This window comes from Kitasatospora sp. NPDC048722 (genome assembly GCF_040650235.1).
In the GTDB taxonomy this organism is placed as follows: domain Bacteria; phylum Actinomycetota; class Actinomycetes; order Streptomycetales; family Streptomycetaceae; genus Kitasatospora.
In genome coordinates this window covers 14,855-31,938 of the sequence record NZ_JBEZGX010000023.1, presented here as the reverse complement: position 1 = coordinate 31,938, position 17,084 = coordinate 14,855, and the positions used below count along the sequence as shown (strand labels likewise).

The following is a 17,084-nucleotide window of genomic DNA, read 5'->3' as shown; positions in this document are numbered from 1 at the left end:
GCCCGAGACTACCCTTCCGGCCTCCCGGTTTCGCGATCGGGCGGTGGGCCTAGGGCAAAAGGCCGATCCGGAACCGGGGTAATCCGGACATCGGACAGGTGACGGTCCGTACGGCACACTGGGACGCGGCGGCCGGGAGGAGGAGTGGTGGCGCGGATGACGCAACCGGGGGACGGCGTACGGGCGGGCACGGTGCCGTTCGGGCTGGTCGACGTGGTGGGACCGTCGATGGTCCCGACCCTGCGCGAGGGCGACCAACTGCTGGTCCGGTACGGCGCGCGGATCCGCCCGGGCGCGGTCGTGCTCTTCCGACACCCGTTCCAGCAGGACCTGCTGGTGGTCAAGCGGGCGGCCGAGCGCCGGGCGAACGGCTGGTGGCTGCTCTCCGACAACCGGCCGGTCGACAGCGACAGCCGCAGCTACGGCGCGGTCCCGGACGAGCTCGTGCTCGGCCGGGTGCTGCTGCGGCTGCGCCCGCGCCCGGCCTGGCTGGCGCCCGGGCGCCGGCTGGAGCGACTGCTGCTGACCCCCCGGCTGGCCCGGGTCCCGGGGCTGGCCCGCCGCCTCGGCGTCTGGGTGGACGCCGGGCTCTAGGCCTGCAGTTGCTGCGGTCCGAGCGCCGCGTCCTGGGCCTCCTGGCGCTTGCGGGCCCGGTAGGCCGCGACGTTGGCGCGCGTGGCGCACCGGTCCGAGCAGTAGCGCCGGGAGCGGTTGGTGGAGGTGTCGAGGTAGGCGTTGCGGCACGGCGCGGCCTGGCAGATCCCGAGCCGGTCGGCGCCGAGCTCGGTGAGGTGGACGGCCAGGCCCATGCACGCGACGGCGCTGAAGTGCGCGGTGGCGGTGGGCGAGTTGTCGGCGAGGTGCAGGTGCCAGCGCGGCCGGCCGGCGTCGTCGAGGTAGTCGTGGCCGGAGACCAGCGGGCTGACGGGGTACTCCATGAGCAGGCTGTTCAGCAGGTCGACGCCACGTACCTCGTCGCCCTCGGCGGCGGCCTCGAAGACCCCGCGCAGCCTGGTCCGCACCGCCCGCAGACGGGGCAGGTCGGACTCGTCGGCCAGGGCGGCGGCGCGAGAGGACTCGGAGAACAGGGCGCGCACGGCGTCCACCGAGGTCAGCGTGTCGGTGCCGCGCTCGGGTTCCTCGGTGTTCACCAGCCGAACGGCGAGATCGGCGTAGGAGGCGAGCTCCACGGCGGTCCTTCCAGGGGTTCGGTAACGGGCTGATTGCTTCCAGCCTATTACCCGGATCGGGAAAACGGCGGCGCCCGGCAGGACCGGCCTGCCGGGCGCCAAGGGTTGCTCGCTCAGCGCACGCTCAGAGGACCTTCGAGAGGAAGGACCGGGTGCGGTCGTGCTGCGGGTTGGAGAGGACGTCGCGGGGGTTGCCGGACTCGACGACCACGCCGCCGTCCATGAACACCAGCGCGTCGCCCACCTCACGGGCGAAGCCCATCTCGTGGGTGACGACGATCATCGTCATCCCTTCCTCGGCGAGGCCGCGCATGACGTCCAGCACCTCGCCGACGAGCTCCGGGTCGAGCGCCGAGGTGGGCTCGTCGAAGAGCATCAGCTTGGGCTTCATGGCCAGCGCGCGGGCGATCGCGACGCGCTGCTGCTGGCCGCCCGACAGCTGTGACGGGTAGCTCTTCGCCTTGTCGGACAGGCCGACCCGCTCCAGCAGGGCCATGCCGCGCTCGCGCGCCTCGGCCTTGGACTCGCCCTTGACCTGGACCGGCGCCTCCATGACGTTCTCGAGCGCGGTCATGTGCGGGAACAGGTTGAAGTGCTGGAACACCATGCCGATGTCCCGGCGCTTCTGCGCGACCTCGCTCTCCTTCAGCTCGTGGAGCCGGTCGCCCTTCATCCGGTAGCCGACCAGTTCGCCGTCGACCGAGAGGAAGCCGCCGTTGATCTTCTCCAGGTGGTTGATGCACCGCAGGAAGGTCGACTTGCCGGACCCGGAGGGGCCGACGAGGACGAACACCTCGCCCTTGCGCACCTCCAGGTCGATGCCCTTGAGCACCTCCACGAGGCCGTAGGACTTGCGCACGCCCTGCGCCTCGACCATCGGCACGGGCCGGGAGTCGGTGGTCTTGGTCAGATCGGTCATACGTGACCGCCTCCCTCGATGCCCGGGACCACGTCGTTCCCGGCCGGCGGAACGGGCTTGCCGGCGAACAGCCGCCGCAGTCGCTGCAGCGGGGTCGGCGGGAGCGCGCGGTTGGCGCCGCGGGCGTAGTGGCGCTCGACGTAGTACTGGCCCACGGTGAGGATCGAGGTCATCAGCAGGTACCAGATGCTGACGACGAGCAGCAGCGGAATGGTCTGGAAGGTGCGCGAGTAGATGTTCTGGCCGGCCCGGAGCAGCTCCTCCAGCGAGATCGCCGAGACCAGCGAGGTGGTCTTCAGCATCGAGATGGTCTCGTTGCCGGTCGGCGGGATGATCACGCGCATCGCCTGCGGCAGGATGATCCGCCGCATGGTCTTGAACTGGCTCATGCCCAGCGCGTGCGCGGCCTCGGTCTGGCCGAGCGGCACGGACTGGATGCCGCCGCGGACGATCTCGGCCATGTACGCGGCCTCGTTGAGGCCGAGGCCCAGCAGCGCCGCGACGAACAGCGGGATCGCCTGGTTGGTCGGCTCGGACCAGAAGGCCGGGCCGAACGGGATGCCGATGGAGATGTTGGCCCAGAGCGAGCCCAGGAAGTTCCAGAACAGCAGCTGGACCAGCACCGGGGTACCGCGGAAGACCCAGATGTAGAACCACGCCGTGCTGGAGAGCACCGGGTTCGGCGACAGGCGCATGATCGCCAGCGTGATGCCGCCGGCGATGCCGATCGCCATGGACAGGAAGGTCAGTTCGAGCGTGACGCCGAGGCCGTGCGTGATCGAGGAGTCGAAGAGGTACTTCCCGACGACGTCCCACTGGAACTGGCTGTTGGTGATGAGGGCGTGGATCAGCATCGCCGCGAGGACGGCGACGACGGCTGCTCCCACCCAGCGTCCGGGGTGGCGGACCGGGACGGCCTTGATGGTCTCAGGCCGTCCCGGGGGCACCGACCCCTGGTCGGAAGGGTTCACTGTGTGGCCTCAGGGGTTGTGTTCAGAAGAGCGGGTTCAGCTGGTGGCACCGTTGACGACGGGCTTGTCGATCGCGCCCGCCTGGACGCCCCACTTCTCCAGGATGCTCTTGTACGTGCCGTCCGCCATCAGGGACTGGACGGCGCCCTGGACCGCCTTGGTCAGGTCCGAGTTCTTGGCGAGCACGACGCCGTACGGGGCGGTGTCGGTGACGTCGCCGACCTTCTCCAGCTGCCCGTTGGTCTGCTTGATCGCGTAGTCGACGACCGGGGAGTCGGCCAGCATGACCTGGTCGCGGCCGGAGACCAGCGCCTGGGTGACGTCCGTCTGCAGGTCGAACTTGTCGCCGTCGTTCGGGACGGGGGGCTTGCCGGCCTTGACGCAGGCGGGGTTGATCGTGTCCTTGATCGAGTCGGCCTGGGTGGTGCCGGTCTGGACGGCGACCTTCTTGCCGCACAGGTCCTTGGGGTCGATCTTGTCCGGGTTGCCCTTCTTGACCGCGGCGCCCGTGCCGGCGTTGAAGTACGTGACCATGTCGACCGTGGCCTCGCGCTCCTTCGTGTCGGTGAAGGAGCTCATGCTGAGGGTGTACTTCTTGCCCGTGATGCCCGGGATGATCGAGTCGAACGTGGCGTTCTGCACGTCGACGGTCAGGCCCAGCTTCGTGGCGATCGCGGTGGCCAGGTCGACGTCCATGCCGACGATGTTGCCCTTGTCGTCCTTGAACTCGTTGGGCGCGTAGGACGCGTCCGTCGCGGCGACGATCTTGCCCGCGGACTTGACGTCGGCCGGGACGAGGGCGGCCAGCGACGGGTCGGCGGACACGGCCGGGACCGTGGCGCTCGCGTTCGCGCCGGTCGAGGAGCCGCTGGAGGAACCGCTGCTGCCGCAGGCGGTGAGGCCGAGGGTCAGGGACGCGGCGACGGCGCCGACCGCGAGGAGGCGGGTGCGCTGGGTACGGGCGGTCATGAGGGGGATCTCCTCCTGAGGGAGAGGTCGGGCGGAGCGCGCCGCGGGAAGCGGCGCACCGGGGCAGCAAGGCCGTACGGCGCTGTACGGGTACACACACGGCGCTGTACGTCGTCGTACGGGCAGGGCCGGGTCGTGCGCCTGGACCGGGGGTGTCCAGGGTGAAGCTTGGGTACTGCTTCCGCCACCCTCCGCCGAGGTGGACGTTGACCGAACCGCCTCGACCAGTGGCCGGCTCGATCCGAGATGGGGGGAATCCTGCCATCTGATGACGGTCGGAAGGCCCTCATTCAGATCAAAATCGGATAACGAGGGGTCACGCTGCCCGCTATTCGGACGATTCCCTTGTCCCTGTCACCCTGCGTATAAGTATGCAGATCCCTCTGCGCTGCGCCGGGAGGCCCGCCGCCCCTTTTCGATGCCGCCGTCAGATGCCGCCGTTGACCACCGCGTTCTGGGCCGCGCCCGCCTGGACGCCCCACTTGGCGAGGATCTTGTCGTACTCGCCGCTGCGGATGAGCTGGTCGACGGCCTTCGCCAGGGTGTCGCGCAGCTCGTCGTCGCCCTTGCGGAACGCGATCCCGTACGGGTTGGACGTGGACTGCGCGCCCGTCACCTCGAAGCGGTTGCCGCCGTCGGTGGTCTTCGCCGCGTACGCGGCCACCGGGAAGTCGTTGACGCCGGCCGCCGCGGCGCCGGAGGCGACCTCGGCCAGCGCCTTGGTGTCGCTGTCGAACTTGTGGGGGGTCAGCTGGCGGCCGGTGCGTGCGCAGACGGCCACCTGACGGGTGATGATCTCGTCCTGCGTGGTGCCCTGCTGGAGCGCCACCGTGCGGCCGCACAGGTCGTCCAGGGTCTTGATGCCCTTGGGGTTGCCCTTGGGGACGACGATCGAGGTGCCGGCGATGAAGTAGTCCACGAAGTCGACGCCGGGGCCGACCTGCTTGCCGTTGTCGTCCAGGCCCTCGCGGCGCTTCTGGATGTCGCTCAGTGCGGACATCGCGAAGTCGTACTGCTTGGACTGGAGGCTCGGTATCAGCTTGTCGAACGGGGTGTCGACCAGCTCGACCCGCACGTCGAGGATCTTGCCCAGTGCGGTGGCGATGTCCGGGTCCAGGCCGGCCGGCTTGCCGTCGGGGCCGCGGAACTCGACCGGCGCGTAGTTCACGTCCATCCCGACGCGCAGCGCGCCGGCGGAGCGCTGGGCCTTCGGGAGCTTGGCGCGGATCTCCTGGACCGGGTCCTTCGCGGCGGCCTGTCCGCCGTCGTTGCAGCCGGTCAACAGCAGGGCTCCGGTGACGGCCAGGGCGGCGCCGGCGACGGCGGAGCTTCGGGAACGGGTGCGGTGGTGCATGAGGGTGGTTGCTCCTGTGGGAGGTCTGTGCGGTCGCCAGGGTGCCGTGGTGGTGTACGGCGGATGGCGGACAAGCGATCCTGTCATCCCGCCCTGCCGGGCCGGTGGGCGGGTGTGTCAGAATTCGGTACCGGGTGACCCCCGAACGCGAACCAGACCGCCGAGTCCCGACAGGCTCGGGGTGCTCAGGAACGGAAGTCCTCACGCGGCTCCGTATCCGGAACACCTGCTCCCCTCCGTGTCTGCGTTCACTCCCGCGGGTGTACGCGCGTCATCGCCGTTGCCGCCGCCGGAGCCCGGCGCTTCCGAAGCCGGGCCCGTGACGCGACAGCGCGGCGATGAACGGCTCGTGACGAGGACGAAAAGGCACAGGTGCAACGCCTTCGTCCGACTTACGCTCGCCCGGTAGTACGACGCGGACTTTCAAAAGACCCCATAAAACCCTCATCCGAGGGCGCCGCCCGACGCAGCGCCCCGGCCCCGCCCCGGGTCCGCTTCGGCGTACCCGGTTTCCGGTTTCCGGACGGGGTCGCTCCGTCCGTCGGCCGCGCGTCCTCGCCAGATCAATGACGAAGAGGTCATCGTGGCAGCGGAGATCATCCACAGCAGCACCCAGGACACCGACGATCCGGTCGACGCCGTTTTCGCACTGCACCGCGGCGGCAAGATGGAGATCCGGGCGACCGTCCCGGTGCGCGACGCGGACGACCTGTCCCTCGCCTACACCCCGGGTGTCGCACGGGTCTGCACGGCCATCGCCGAGCAGCCGGAGCTGGTGAACGACTACACCTGGAAGTCCAACACGGTCGCCGTGGTCACCGACGGCACCGCGGTGCTCGGCCTCGGTGACATCGGCCCGCAGGCCTCGCTGCCCGTGATGGAGGGCAAGGCGATCCTGTTCAAGCAGTTCGGCGGCGTCGACGCGGTGCCGATCGCGCTCGCCTGCACCGACGTGGACGAGATCGTCGAGACCGTGGTCCGGCTGGCGCCCTCCTTCGGCGGCGTCAACCTGGAGGACATCTCCGCCCCTCGCTGCTTCGAGATCGAGCGCCGGCTGCAGGAGGCCGTGGACATCCCGGTCTTCCACGACGACCAGCACGGCACCGCGATCGTCACCACCGCCGCCCTGTGGAACGCCGCCAAGGTGACCGGCCGGGAGGTCGGCTCGCTGCGGGCCGTCATCTCCGGCGCCGGCGCGGCCGGCATCGCCATCGCCAAGATGCTGCTCGCGGCCGGCATCGGCGACGTCGCGGTCTGCGACCGCAAGGGCGTGGTCCACGAGGGCCGCGGCGACCTGACGGACGTCAAGGCCGAGATCGCGGCGCTGACGAACCGCTCCGGCCTCAAGGGCTCGCTGGCCGACGCGCTGTCCGGCGCCGACGTGTTCATCGGCGTCTCCGGCGGCACCGTGCCGGAGGAGGTCGTCGCGACGATGGCCGAGGGCGCGTTCGTCTTCGCGATGGCCAACCCGAACCCGGAGATCCACCCCGAGGTCGCGCACAAGTACGCGGCCGTCGTCGCCACCGGACGCAGCGACTTCCCGAACCAGATCAACAACGTGCTGGCCTTCCCCGGCATCTTCGCGGGCGCCCTGCAGGTCCGGGCCAGCCGGATCACCGAGGGCATGAAGCTGGCCGCCGCCAAGGCGCTCGCGGGCGTCGTCGCCGACGAGCTGACCCCGCAGAAGGTCATCCCCTCGCCGTTCGACGACCGGGTCGCCCCGGCGGTCTCCAAGGCCGTCGCCGAGGCCGCGCGCGCCGAGGGCGTCGCCCGGATCTGAGCCGGGCGACCGGTCCGGCGACCGGTCCGGCGACCGGTGCGGCAGGACGATCGGACAACCAGACGGCCGGGGCCGGGACACGCGTCACACCCACGCGTGGTTCCCGGCCCCGGCCGTCGCGGCTATCGTCCCGAGCATGTTTGCTGCCTACGCCGCCCGCATCGACGCCGACGACCCGCTCTCCGGACTGGAGTTGGGCGAACTCCCCGAGCCCCAGGCCCGCCCAGGGTGGAGCGTGGTCACCGTGAAGGCCGCCAGCCTCAACCACCACGACCTCTGGTCGCTGCGCGGCGTCGGCCTGCCCGCCGAGCGGCTGCCGATGATCCTCGGCTGCGACGCGGCCGGCATCGACGAGCACGGCAACGAGGTCGTCCTCCACTCGGTGATCGGCCAGTCCGGCCACGGGGTGGGGCCGGACGAGCCCCGGTCCATCCTCACCGAGCGCTACCAGGGCACCTTCGCCCAGCGGGTGGCCGTCCCGACCTGGAACCTGCTGCCCAAGCCCGCCGAGCTCAGCTTCGAGGAGGCCGCCTGCCTGCCCACGGCCTGGCTGACGGCCTACCGGATGCTGTTCACGAACGCGGGGGTGAAGCCCGGCGACACCGTCCTCGTGCAGGGCGCGGGCGGCGGGGTGGCGACCGCGCTGATCGTCCTCGGCAAGGCGGCCGGCCTGCGGGTCTGGGTCACCGGACGGGACGAGGCCAAGCGCGCGCGTGCCGTCGGGCTCGGCGCCGACGCGGCGTTCGAGAGCGGCGCCCGGCTCCCGGAGCGGGTGGACGCGGTGATGGAGACGGTCGGCGCCGCCACCTGGTCGCACTCGGTGAAGTCGCTGCGCCCGGGCGGCACCATCGTCATCTCCGGTGCCACCTCCGGCCCCAGCCCGAAGGCCGCCGAGCTCAACCGCATCTTCTTCCTGGAGCTCAAGGTGGTCGGTTCGACCATGGGCACCAAGGAGGAGCTGGCCGGGCTGCTCTCGCTCTGCGCGACCTCCGGCGTCCGGCCGGTGATCGACTCGGTGCTGCCGCTGGCCGAGGCCCGGGAGGGCTTCGGCCGGCTCGCCAAGGGCGACGTCTTCGGCAAGATCGTCCTCAACCCGTAGGGTCCCTCGGCCCGTCCCCGCGCGCGGACGGGCCCGGCGCCCTCCCCCGAGAAGCGCCGGGCCCGTCCGGTCCTGCCGTGCTGTCGCACGGCCGTCCCGCCTCAGCCGAGCAGCCGCTTGAGCCGCTCGCCGGCCGCGCCGAGCACCGAGCGCGCCTCGGCGAGCCCCTCGGGCGTCACCCCGCCGTCCCGGGCCGCGTCGCGGACCTGGTCGCGGAAGCGGTCGAGCAGCCGCTCCAGCTCCCGGGCCGGGTCGCCGGCCGGGTCGGTCGCCGCCCACGGCGGCAGGTCGGCCGGGGCGGTGACCGGCTCGTCCTTGTCCAGGTCGATCCTGGTCACCGTGACCCGGTCGGCCGGTGCGGCGGGCGCCTCCGCGCCCGGGTGGCCCCAGCGGGCCGCGTCGGCCAGCCCGGCCAGCCCCTTGGTCAGCTCCGAGAGGCCCTCGGCCAGCCCGGTCGGCCAGTCGCCCTTCGCGGCGTGCTCGCGCACCTGCTGCTCGACCCGACGCTTGATCCGCAGGGCCTCCTGCTGCGCCGCGGTGCGGGCCGCCCTGGACTGCTCGCGCAGCCGGCGGGCCTCCTCCTCGGCGGCCTTCGCCTTGGCCTTGGCGGCCTTCTCCTGGTCCTTGGCCCGCTTGGCCTGCTCCTTGGCCTGGCGCTTGAACTGGGCGAACTCGTCCTTGGCACGCTGCCAGGACTCCTTGTCCCCCCAGGGCCCGGCCCACGGGTCCCCGTCCTCGGCGCGGTCCGGCCTGGGGGCCGCCTTCGCGGCGTTCCACAGCTCCTCGCGCAGGTCCTTGGCGCTGTCCCGGACGTCCTCGCGGATCGCCCCGGCGAGCTGCGTCACGGAGTCGTGGATCTCCACCTCAAGCTGGTCCAACTCGGCCTGGCGGCCAGCCAGTTCGGTGCGACCGGCATCGGTGAGCCGGTACACCTTGCGGCCGCCCTCGGTGCTGTGGGCGACCAGGCCCTCCTGCTCCAGCTTGGCGAGCCGGGGGTAGACCGTCCCGGCGGAGGGCGCGTAGAGGCCCTGGAAGCGCTCCTCCAGGAGGCGGATCACCTCGTAGCCGTGCCGCGGGGACTCGTCCAGCAGCTTCAGCAGGTAGAGCCGCAGCCGGCCGTGGCCGAAGACGGGGCTCATCTCACGCCTCCTTGGTGAAGTCGGGTCCGGCGGGCTTGTCGAGGCTCGGGCCGGCCGGCAGCTCGCGGACCACCACCGGCGTCTCGTCCTCCGCGTCCGGGCGGCGCAGCACCGTGACGGCGCCGGAGACGGTCGTCACCGCGAGGCTGCCCTGGCCGTCGCCGAGCTGGCCGGACAGGCGCTTGGCGCCCCAGCTGCCGCTGAGCTTGAGCTGGTCGAAGGTGCTGGAGACGTCGCCGCTGGTGGAGCCGGCGTCGACCCGGGCGTCGGCGAGCGAGGGGAGCCGGACGGCGACCTGGCCGCTGACCGTGGTGACCTTGATGTCGGCCGGGGTGACCACGTCGAGGTCCAGGGTGACCGCACCGGTGACCGAGTTGGCCTGGATCCGCTCGGCCGTGCCGGCGACCACGGTGAGCTGGCCGGAGACGGTGTTCACCTTGAGCTGGCCGCCCACCGACTGGGCGTCCACGTCGCCCGAGACGGTGTTGGCGTCGGTGCGGCCGCTGAGCCCGACGAGCGTGGCGTCGCCGTTGGCGCTCTGCACCGAGACGTGGCCGGCGAAGCCGGAGACGGTGGCGCCGGCCGAGACGGTGCCGACCTTGACCTCGGTGGCGGCCGGGACGGTCAGGGTGACGCCGGCGACGCGCTTGTTCTTGAGCGAGCCGAAGAAGCTCTTGATCGAGGTGGCGGACTTGAGCCAGTCGCCGACCTCTCCCCAGCTGCTGATGTCCTTGTAGGTGACCGTGAGGACGCCGTCGACCAGCGTCACGTGCAGCGGTTCGCCGCGCAGCTCGGTGACCTCCAGGCGGGCCGGGCCGTCGGCCGCCACCACGTTCACGGTGCCGTCGATGACCCGTACGTTGACCGTGCGCACGGCCTCGTCGATGGTGATGCTGTCGGGTCCGTCGACCGTCCACTGGCTCATCTCTGCCGCCTCCCGTTGCGACTCGCGATGTATCGCGTTCTCTGTTGAAGACGATATATCGCGTGGCGGGAAAAGCAAGCGGTTCGGCCCCTGATCCCGGCCCGGACGCGGCCCTGAGGCCACCCCTACGGGACAACGCGAGAGGCCCGGAGGGCAGCAGCCTCCGGGCCTCTCGCGGGCGGTTCACCGCGTCACTCGTCGTCCTCGTCGTCGAGCCGCGCCAGCCAGGTGGCCAGCCGCTCGACCGGGATCTCGAAGTCGGGGTTGAGGTCGACGAACTCGCGCAGGCGCTCGGCCAGCCACTCGAAGGTGACCTCCTCGTCGCCGCGCCGGTTCTCCAGCTCCTCGATGCCTCGGTCGGTGAAGTACACGGTTCGCTCCGGTCGGATGGGGATTGACCTGGTCAGGATAGACCCGGCTGGCCGTTGGCCCGCCAGGTGCTGACGGTCACCTTGGCGGCCCCGGTGCTCGCGTCGGCGACCTCCACGGCGGCGACGGCGATGTTCTGGGTCACCCGGTCGCGGATGCACAGCAGCCGGCCCGCCGGGACGTGGTTGAAGCTGAGGTCGGTGTCCGGGCGGGAGTCGATCGCGCTCGCGCACTGCTCCGGCGTGACGCTGGCCTCGCTGATCACGGCGAAGTCGGAGGTGCTGTCCCCGTAGGCGGAGAAGGCGTCCGCCCGGCCGCCGCAGCACTGCGCCTTGCCGACCCCGAAGCCCCACTTCAGGTTGGTGTCGCGCGGGACGACCTTGCCGGCGTTCAGGTCGATCCGGTACGCGTCGCTGGAGTACTCGGCGCCGGGGATGGCGAGCGAGACCTTGTCGAGCGCCGGGGTGTAGCCGGCGGGCCGGGCGGGCGCCGAGACGGTGGCGCCGGGCGTGCCGGACTTGCCCGTCGGTGCCGGCACCGGGGTGTTCCCGGAGGACGGACCGGTGCCGGAGGCCGGGGCGGTGACGGCGCCCGACGTCGGCAGCGGCGCGGCCGACTGGCTCACCGACTGGACGGCGGCCGGGGTGCCGCCGCTCGACTTGCCGTCGTTCAGCTTCTTCATCAGGAAGACGCCGCCCGCGGTGCCGCCGATCGCCATCACCAGGGCGACGACGAGCAGGGCCTTCCAGGAGACCCCGCCCTTCTTGGCCTTCGGCTCGGGTTTGGCGGGCTCCGGGACGTCGGTGACCACCGGGCCGGGCGGAGGGGTGTCGAAGTTCGGCGGCCCGCTGCGCAGCTGCATGGTGGGCGGCGAGGTGAGCACCGGGGCGGTCGGCGCCTCGGTGGGCGGCTGCGGGCCGCCGTAAGCGCCGACCGGCGGCGGCACGAAGCCGGGCGGGGGGCCCGCAGGCGCCTGGGGCGCGGCCGGCTGGTGCGTCACGGCCGTGGGCGGGTGGGTCGGGCCCGCGGGCGACGGGAGGACGGCCGGCGGCGGGGGAGTGGCGGGCACGGCCGGCACCGGGGTCGGCGGGGTGGCGGGGACGGCCGGGACCGGCGTGGGCGGCGTCTTGGGCAGGTCCGAGCGACGGGTGATCTCGGTGTTGACCTGGCGCGGCAGCCAGTCCTCGCCGAACCGCAGCTGCCCGCCGACCTCCGGGTGGTTGCGGGCGACCTGGATGATCTCGGCCGGCGTCGGCCGGTCCTCCGGGAGCTTCGCCAGGCAGCGCAGGACCAGCTCGCGCAGGTCGGCCGGGACGGCGTCCAGGTCGGGCTCCTCGTGCACGACCCGGTAGAGGACGGCGGTGTCCGGGCCGTCGCCGAACGGCGCCGCGCCGCCGGCCACGTACGCGGCCAGCGCGCCGAGCGCGAACACGTCGGTGGCCGGGGTGACCGGGCGGCCCTGGGCCTGCTCGGGGGACATGAAGGCGGGTGAGCCGATCCGGTAGCCGGTGCCGGTCAGCGCGGTGGCATCGGCGGCCCGGGCGATGCCGAAGTCGATCACCCGCGGGCCGTCCCCGGCGACCAGCACGTTGGCGGGCTTGAGGTCGCGGTGCACCACCTCGACGCTGTGGATGGCCTGCAGCGCCTCGGCGATGCCGCCCATCAGCAGCAGGACGGTGCGCACCGGCAGCGCGCCGTTCTCGCGCACGACCTGCTGGAGGGACGGGCCGGGCACGTACGCGGTGACCAGCCAGGGGGCGTCCGAGTCCAGGCCGCCGGAGTCGATCACCTGCGCGGTGTAGAGCCCGTGGATCCGCTGGGCGTTGCTGACCTCCTGGGCGAAGCGGCGGCGGAACTCGCCGTCCTCGGCGAACTCGGGGCGGACCACCTTGAGGGCGACCGGGCGCCCGCCCGGCGTGTACGAGAGGTAGACCCGGCCCATGCCGCCGGCGCCCAGCCGGGCGAAGAGCCGGTAGCCGCCGACCTCCCGGGGGTCGTCGGGCTGCAGTGGCTGGAAGACCGGCGGGAGCTTGCTGGCATCCCTCGGCGTGTCGGCGGTCATCTGGGTCATCCCCCTGGGAGAGCGGTGAGGTCGCGTCCGACCGGCCCGGGACGCGGAGACGGGCCCCCGGGGCAGCGATCTGGCGAGGCATAACCTATCGATCCGTCAGGAAGGCCGGCACGCCGGTATCCGATTGGTTGCAGAGCTGCGACCTTGACATGGCATCGTGGGGAAACGGTTCTGCGACAAACGAAGCGGCCCCCGCCCTCCCGCAAGGGGAGGACGGGGGCCGGTTGCGTCAGCCTGGCTCAGGGCCTCAGATCGAGTAGACCTCTTCGATCAGGGCCTGCTGCTCGGCGCCGTGGCGCTTGGCCGAGCCGACCGCCGGCGACGAGGCCGCCGGGCGCGCGACGCGACGCAGGCGCGAGCCGTTGGCGCTGCGGCCGATGACGACCTGCAGGTGGTCGACCAGGTTCATCGCGATGAACGGCCAGGAACCCTGGTTGGCCGGCTCCTCCTGCGCCCAGATGAACTGGACGTTGTCGCCGTAGCGGGCCAGCTCCTCCTGGAGCTCGGCCACCGGCAGCGGGTAGAGCCGCTCGACCCGGACGATCGCCGTGTCGGTGACGCCGCGCTCGGTGCGCGCCGCCTCCAGGTCGTAGTAGAACTTGCCGGCGGTGATGACCACCTTGCGCACCTGCGCCGGGTCGACGGTGGAGTCGCCGATGACCGGGCGGAACGAGCCGGACAGGAACTCCTCGGTCGCACTCGCCGCGGCCTTCAAGCGCAGCATCGACTTCGGGGTGAAGACGACGAGCGGCTTGTGGTGCGGGTTGTGCGCCTGCCAGCGCAGCAGGTGGAAGTAGTTCGACGGCAGCGTCGGCATGGCGACCGTCATGTTGTTCTGCGCGCACAGCTGCAGGAAGCGCTCCGGGCGGGCGGACGAGTGGTCCGGGCCCTGGCCCTCGTAGCCGTGCGGCAGGAGCAGGGTGACGCCCGAGTGCTGGCCCCACTTCTGCTCGGCGGAGGCGATGTACTCGTCCACCATGGTCTGCGCGCCGTTGACGAAGTCGCCGAACTGCGCCTCCCACATGACCAGCGCGTTCGGGCGGGTCAGCGAGTAGCCGTACTCGAAGCCCATGGCCGCGTACTCCGACAGCAGGCTGTCGTAGACGGTGTAGCGGGCCTGGTCCTCGGTGAGGTACTGCAGCGGGGTGTAGTCCTCGCCGGTCTTGCGGTCGATCAGGACGGCGTGCCGCTGGCCGAAGGTGCCGCGGCGGCTGTCCTGGCCGGCCAGGCGGACCGGGTGGCCCTCCATGAGCAGCGAGCCGATGGCGAGGGTCTCGCCCATCGCCCAGTCGATGGTGTTGTCCTCGACCGAGGCGGCGCGGCGCTGCAGCTGCGGGAACAGACGCGGGTGGACGGTCAGCCACTCCGGCAGGTTGACCTGCGAGGCGGCGATCCGCTTGACCATCTCCTGCGAGATGCCGGTCTGGATGTTCACCGGGAAGTCGGCGACCGGCTTGCCGGTGGCGCCGGCGGCCGGCGTCTGGGCCGCGTCGCGGACCTCGGCGAAGACCTTCTCCAGCTGGCCCTGGAAGTCCTGGAGCGCCTGCTCCGCCTCTTCCATGGTGATGTCGCCGCGACCGATCAGGCCCTCGGTGTACAGCTTGCGCACCGAGCGCTTCTTGTCGATCAGGTCGTACATCAGCGGCTGGGTGAACGACGGGTTGTCGGCCTCGTTGTGACCGCGGCGGCGGTAGCAGATGAGGTCGATCACCACGTCCTTGTGGAACTCCTGGCGGAACTCGAAGGCGAGCCGCGCGACGCGGACCACGGCCTCCGGGTCGTCGCCGTTCACGTGGAAGATCGGGGCCTCGATCATGCGGGCCACGTCGGTGCAGTACATCGACGAGCGCGAGGACGCCGGGGCGGCGGTGAAGCCGACCTGGTTGTTCACCACGAGGTGGATCGTGCCGCCGGTGCGGTAGCCGCGCAGCTGCGACATGTTCAGCGTCTCCGCGACGACGCCCTGGCCCGCGAAGGCCGCGTCGCCGTGGATCTGGATCGGCAGCACCGGGAAGGTCGTGCCGCCCTGGTCCAGGACGTCCTGCTTGGCGCGGACGATGCCCTCGACGACCGGGTCCACGGCCTCCAGGTGGGAGGGGTTCGCGGCGAGCGAGACCTTGATGGTCTCGCCGTCCAGGCCGGTGAAGGTGCCCTCGGCGCCCAGGTGGTACTTGACGTCGCCGGAGCCGTGCATCGACTTCGGGTCGAGGTTGCCCTCGAACTCGCCGAAGATCTTGCCGTACGGCTTGCCGACGATGTTGGCCAGCACGTTCAGGCGGCCGCGGTGGGCCATGCCGATGACGGCCTCGTCGAGGCGGTGCTCGGCGGCCGCGTCGATGGTGGCGTCCAGCAGCGGGATGAGCGACTCGCCGCCCTCCAGCGAGAAGCGCTTCTGCCCGACGTACTTGGTCTGCAGGAAGGTCTCGAAGGCCTCCGCGGAGTTCAGGCGGCGCAGGATGCGCAGCTGCTCCTCGCGTTCCGGCTTCGTGTACGGCTTCTCCAGGCGCTCCTGCAGCCACTTGCGCTGGTTCGGGTCCTGGATGTGCATGTACTCGATGCCGACGGTGCGGCAGTAGGTGTTGCGCAGCAGGCCGAGGATGTCGCGGAGCTTCATCATCTTCTGGCCGCCGAAGCCGCCGACCGCGAACTCGCGCTCCAGGTCCCACAGGGTGAGGCCGTGCTGGACGACGTCCAGGTCGGGGTGCTTGCGCTGCTTGTACTCCAGCGGGTCGGTGTCGGCCATCAGGTGGCCGCGCACGCGGTACGCGTGGATGAGCTCCATGACGCGGGCGGTCTTGTTGACCTCGTCGTCGTGGGTGGTGGCGACGTCGGTCGCCCAGCGGACCGGCTCGTACGGGATCCGCAGCGACTCGAAGATCTCGTCGTAGAAGCCGTTCTCGCCGAGCAGCAGGCGGTGGATCTCGCGCAGGAACTCGCCGGACGCCGCGCCCTGGATGACGCGGTGGTCGTAGGTCGAGGTCAGCGTCATGATCTTGGAGACGCCCAGGCGGGACAGGGTCTCCGGGGCGGAGCCCTGGAACTCGGCCGGGTACTCCATGGCGCCGACGCCGACGATGGTGCCCTGGTTCTGCATCAGGCGCGGCACGGAGTGCACGGTGCCGATGCCGCCGGGGTTGGTCAGCGAGACCGTGACGCCGGTGAAGTCGTCCATGGTCAGCTTGTTGGCGCGGGCCCGGCGGACGATGTCCTCGTAGGCCTGCCAGAAGCCGAAGAAGTCGAGCGTCTCGGCCTTCTTGATGGCCGCGACGACGAGCTGGCGGTCGCCGTTGGGCTTGACCAGGTCGATGGCCAGGCCCAGGTTGATGTGCTCGGGCTTGACCAGGAAGGCCTTGCCGCCCTCCACCTTGTAGCTGTGGTTCATCCCCGGGTGGGCCTTGATGGCCTGGACCAGGGCGTAGCCGATCAGGTGGGTGAAGGAGACCTTGCCGCCGCGGGCGCGCTGCAGGTGGTTGTTGATGACGATGCGGTTGTCGATCAACAGCTTCGCCGGGACGGCGCGGACCGAGGTCGCGGTCGGCACCTCCAGCGAGGCGTCCATGTTGGTGGCGACGGCCTTCGCCGGGCCGCGCAGCTGGACCAGCTCCGGGCCGGTGGCCTCGGGAGCGGCGGGGGCGGCCGGGGCGGCGGCCTTGGGGGCCGGCGGCGCGGCGGGCGCGGCGGCGAGCGGCGCGGGAGCCGCCACCGGGGCCGGGGCGGCCGGCGCGGCGGGGGCGGGCGCGGCGGCCGGAGCGGCAGCGGGCGCGGGGGCAGCGGCGGGGGTCGGCGTGGGGCCGGCCTGGGTCGCGGCCTGGGTCACTGGGGTCACCTCGGAACCGGGCTTGTAGTCGGCGAAAAAGTCCCACCAGGCTCGGTCGACCGAGTTCGGGTCCTGGAGGTACTGCTGGTAGATCTCATCGACGAGCCACTCATTGGGGCCGAAGCCAGTGGAGCTAGCCGAGCTGTTGGGGGTTTCTTGGGACTGTGGCGACACGGCGGCAACCGCCCTCTTCCGCTTCCTTTTGGGATGTTTGGACAGCGGGGATTAAGGCTACGCCCCTGACCAGTGATCGCGCAGTCCCCGGGGGGCAGGCGTCGTCCAGATCACAGTCCTGACCTGCAGATTGGCCGAAAATGTGCGTTAGAAACGCGCATCTGAGGGGAACTGACCAGGCCGGATCGCCCCCCAAATCGGGATCAAAGCGGACAAAAAGCCGGTCGAATCTTCGAACGATCTTCGTGTACGTCTGTGTCGGATCTGTGACACAAACCCCACTCCGTGCCCGTGGGACCCCCTTCGG

13 protein-coding genes are annotated in these 17,084 nt (G+C 71.3%); 3 read left to right on the top strand and 10 right to left on the bottom strand.

What is annotated here, in order from left to right; genetic code table 11:
- Window positions 1-156 precede the first annotated feature (156 nt).
- Window positions 157-594 carry a nickel-type superoxide dismutase maturation protease gene (sodX, locus tag AB0C76_RS18705; RefSeq protein WP_359966117.1) on the top strand — a complete coding sequence of 146 codons (438 nt, stop codon included), beginning with the start codon at window positions 157-159 and terminating at the stop codon, window positions 592-594.
- Here sodX and AB0C76_RS18700 read toward each other — a convergent pair.
- The 5 genes from AB0C76_RS18700 to AB0C76_RS18680 all read right to left on the bottom strand — a co-directional run bounded on the left by AB0C76_RS18700 (window position 591) and on the right by AB0C76_RS18680 (window position 5,403).
- Window positions 591-1,190 carry a CGNR zinc finger domain-containing protein gene (locus AB0C76_RS18700; protein ID WP_359966114.1) on the bottom strand — a complete coding sequence of 200 codons (600 nt, stop codon included), beginning with the start codon at window positions 1,188-1,190 and terminating at the stop codon, window positions 591-593. The two genes, sodX and AB0C76_RS18700, sit on opposite strands and share 4 nt — an antisense overlap.
- 124 nt (window positions 1,191-1,314) lie before the next feature.
- Window positions 1,315-2,109 carry an amino acid ABC transporter ATP-binding protein gene (locus tag AB0C76_RS18695; protein ID WP_359966111.1) on the bottom strand — a complete coding sequence of 265 codons (795 nt, stop codon included), beginning with the start codon at window positions 2,107-2,109 and terminating at the stop codon, window positions 1,315-1,317.
- A complete protein-coding gene (locus AB0C76_RS18690) occupies window positions 2,106-2,996 on the bottom strand; it encodes an amino acid ABC transporter permease (protein ID WP_359966108.1) in 891 nt (296 codons plus the stop codon). The genes AB0C76_RS18695 and AB0C76_RS18690 overlap by 4 nt, the downstream gene beginning before the upstream one ends.
- A 120-nt stretch (window positions 2,997-3,116) precedes the next feature.
- A complete protein-coding gene (locus AB0C76_RS18685) occupies window positions 3,117-4,049 on the bottom strand; it encodes an ABC transporter substrate-binding protein (RefSeq protein WP_359966105.1) in 933 nt (310 codons plus the stop codon).
- Between the two features lie 427 nt (window positions 4,050-4,476).
- Window positions 4,477-5,403, bottom strand: coding sequence for an ABC transporter substrate-binding protein (locus AB0C76_RS18680; protein WP_359966102.1), 927 nt, complete (start codon window positions 5,401-5,403; stop codon window positions 4,477-4,479).
- Window positions 5,404-5,986: 583 nt separating this feature from the next.
- On the opposite strand from AB0C76_RS18680, the gene AB0C76_RS18675 reads away from it, so the two are divergent.
- Together AB0C76_RS18675 and AB0C76_RS18670 are read left to right on the top strand one after the other, a co-directional pair.
- The gene (locus tag AB0C76_RS18675; RefSeq protein ID WP_359966099.1) at window positions 5,987-7,183 is read left to right on the top strand and encodes an NADP-dependent malic enzyme; all 1,197 of its coding nucleotides are present in this window, start codon (window positions 5,987-5,989) and stop codon (window positions 7,181-7,183) included.
- A gap of 136 nt (window positions 7,184-7,319) precedes the next feature.
- Entirely contained in the window at window positions 7,320-8,282 is a 963-nt protein-coding gene (locus AB0C76_RS18670; RefSeq protein WP_359966096.1) for a zinc-binding dehydrogenase, read from the top strand.
- Window positions 8,283-8,383: 101 nt separating this feature from the next.
- On the opposite strand, the gene AB0C76_RS18665 is transcribed toward AB0C76_RS18670, so the two are convergent.
- The 5 genes from AB0C76_RS18665 to AB0C76_RS18645 all read right to left on the bottom strand — a co-directional run bounded on the left by AB0C76_RS18665 (window position 8,384) and on the right by AB0C76_RS18645 (window position 16,777).
- Window positions 8,384-9,421 (bottom strand): helix-turn-helix transcriptional regulator, encoded by a 1,038-nt coding sequence (locus AB0C76_RS18665; RefSeq protein ID WP_359966093.1) that lies wholly within the window; start codon window positions 9,419-9,421, stop codon window positions 8,384-8,386.
- A 1-nt stretch (window position 9,422) separates the two neighbouring features.
- Window positions 9,423-10,346, bottom strand: coding sequence for a DUF4097 family beta strand repeat-containing protein (locus tag AB0C76_RS18660; protein WP_359966091.1), 924 nt, complete (start codon window positions 10,344-10,346; stop codon window positions 9,423-9,425).
- Between the two features lie 191 nt (window positions 10,347-10,537).
- Window positions 10,538-10,717, bottom strand: a complete 180-nt coding sequence (locus AB0C76_RS18655) for a DUF6104 family protein (RefSeq protein ID WP_030057990.1) — start codon at window positions 10,715-10,717, stop codon at window positions 10,538-10,540.
- A gap of 32 nt (window positions 10,718-10,749) precedes the next feature.
- Window positions 10,750-12,777, bottom strand: a complete 2,028-nt coding sequence (locus AB0C76_RS18650) for a protein kinase (RefSeq protein ID WP_359966087.1) — start codon at window positions 12,775-12,777, stop codon at window positions 10,750-10,752.
- Between the two features lie 256 nt (window positions 12,778-13,033).
- Window positions 13,034-16,777 (bottom strand): multifunctional oxoglutarate decarboxylase/oxoglutarate dehydrogenase thiamine pyrophosphate-binding subunit/dihydrolipoyllysine-residue succinyltransferase subunit, encoded by a 3,744-nt coding sequence (locus tag AB0C76_RS18645; protein WP_359966084.1) that lies wholly within the window; start codon window positions 16,775-16,777, stop codon window positions 13,034-13,036.
- Window positions 16,778-17,084: the final 307 nt, after the last annotated feature.

Coding starts and splice junctions, on each gene's coding strand:
- sodX (WP_359966117.1), top strand. CDS start 157: ATGACGCAACCGGGGGACGGCGTACGGGCGGGCACGGTGCCGTTCGGG.
- AB0C76_RS18695 (WP_359966111.1), bottom strand. CDS start 2,109: ATGACCGATCTGACCAAGACCACCGACTCCCGGCCCGTGCCGATGGTC.
- AB0C76_RS18685 (WP_359966105.1), bottom strand. CDS start 4,049: ATGACCGCCCGTACCCAGCGCACCCGCCTCCTCGCGGTCGGCGCCGTC.
- AB0C76_RS18680 (WP_359966102.1), bottom strand. CDS start 5,403: ATGCACCACCGCACCCGTTCCCGAAGCTCCGCCGTCGCCGGCGCCGCC.
- AB0C76_RS18670 (WP_359966096.1), top strand. CDS start 7,320: ATGTTTGCTGCCTACGCCGCCCGCATCGACGCCGACGACCCGCTCTCC.
- AB0C76_RS18665 (WP_359966093.1), bottom strand. CDS start 9,421: ATGAGCCCCGTCTTCGGCCACGGCCGGCTGCGGCTCTACCTGCTGAAG.
- AB0C76_RS18660 (WP_359966091.1), bottom strand. CDS start 10,346: ATGAGCCAGTGGACGGTCGACGGACCCGACAGCATCACCATCGACGAG.
- AB0C76_RS18650 (WP_359966087.1), bottom strand. CDS start 12,777: ATGACCGCCGACACGCCGAGGGATGCCAGCAAGCTCCCGCCGGTCTTC.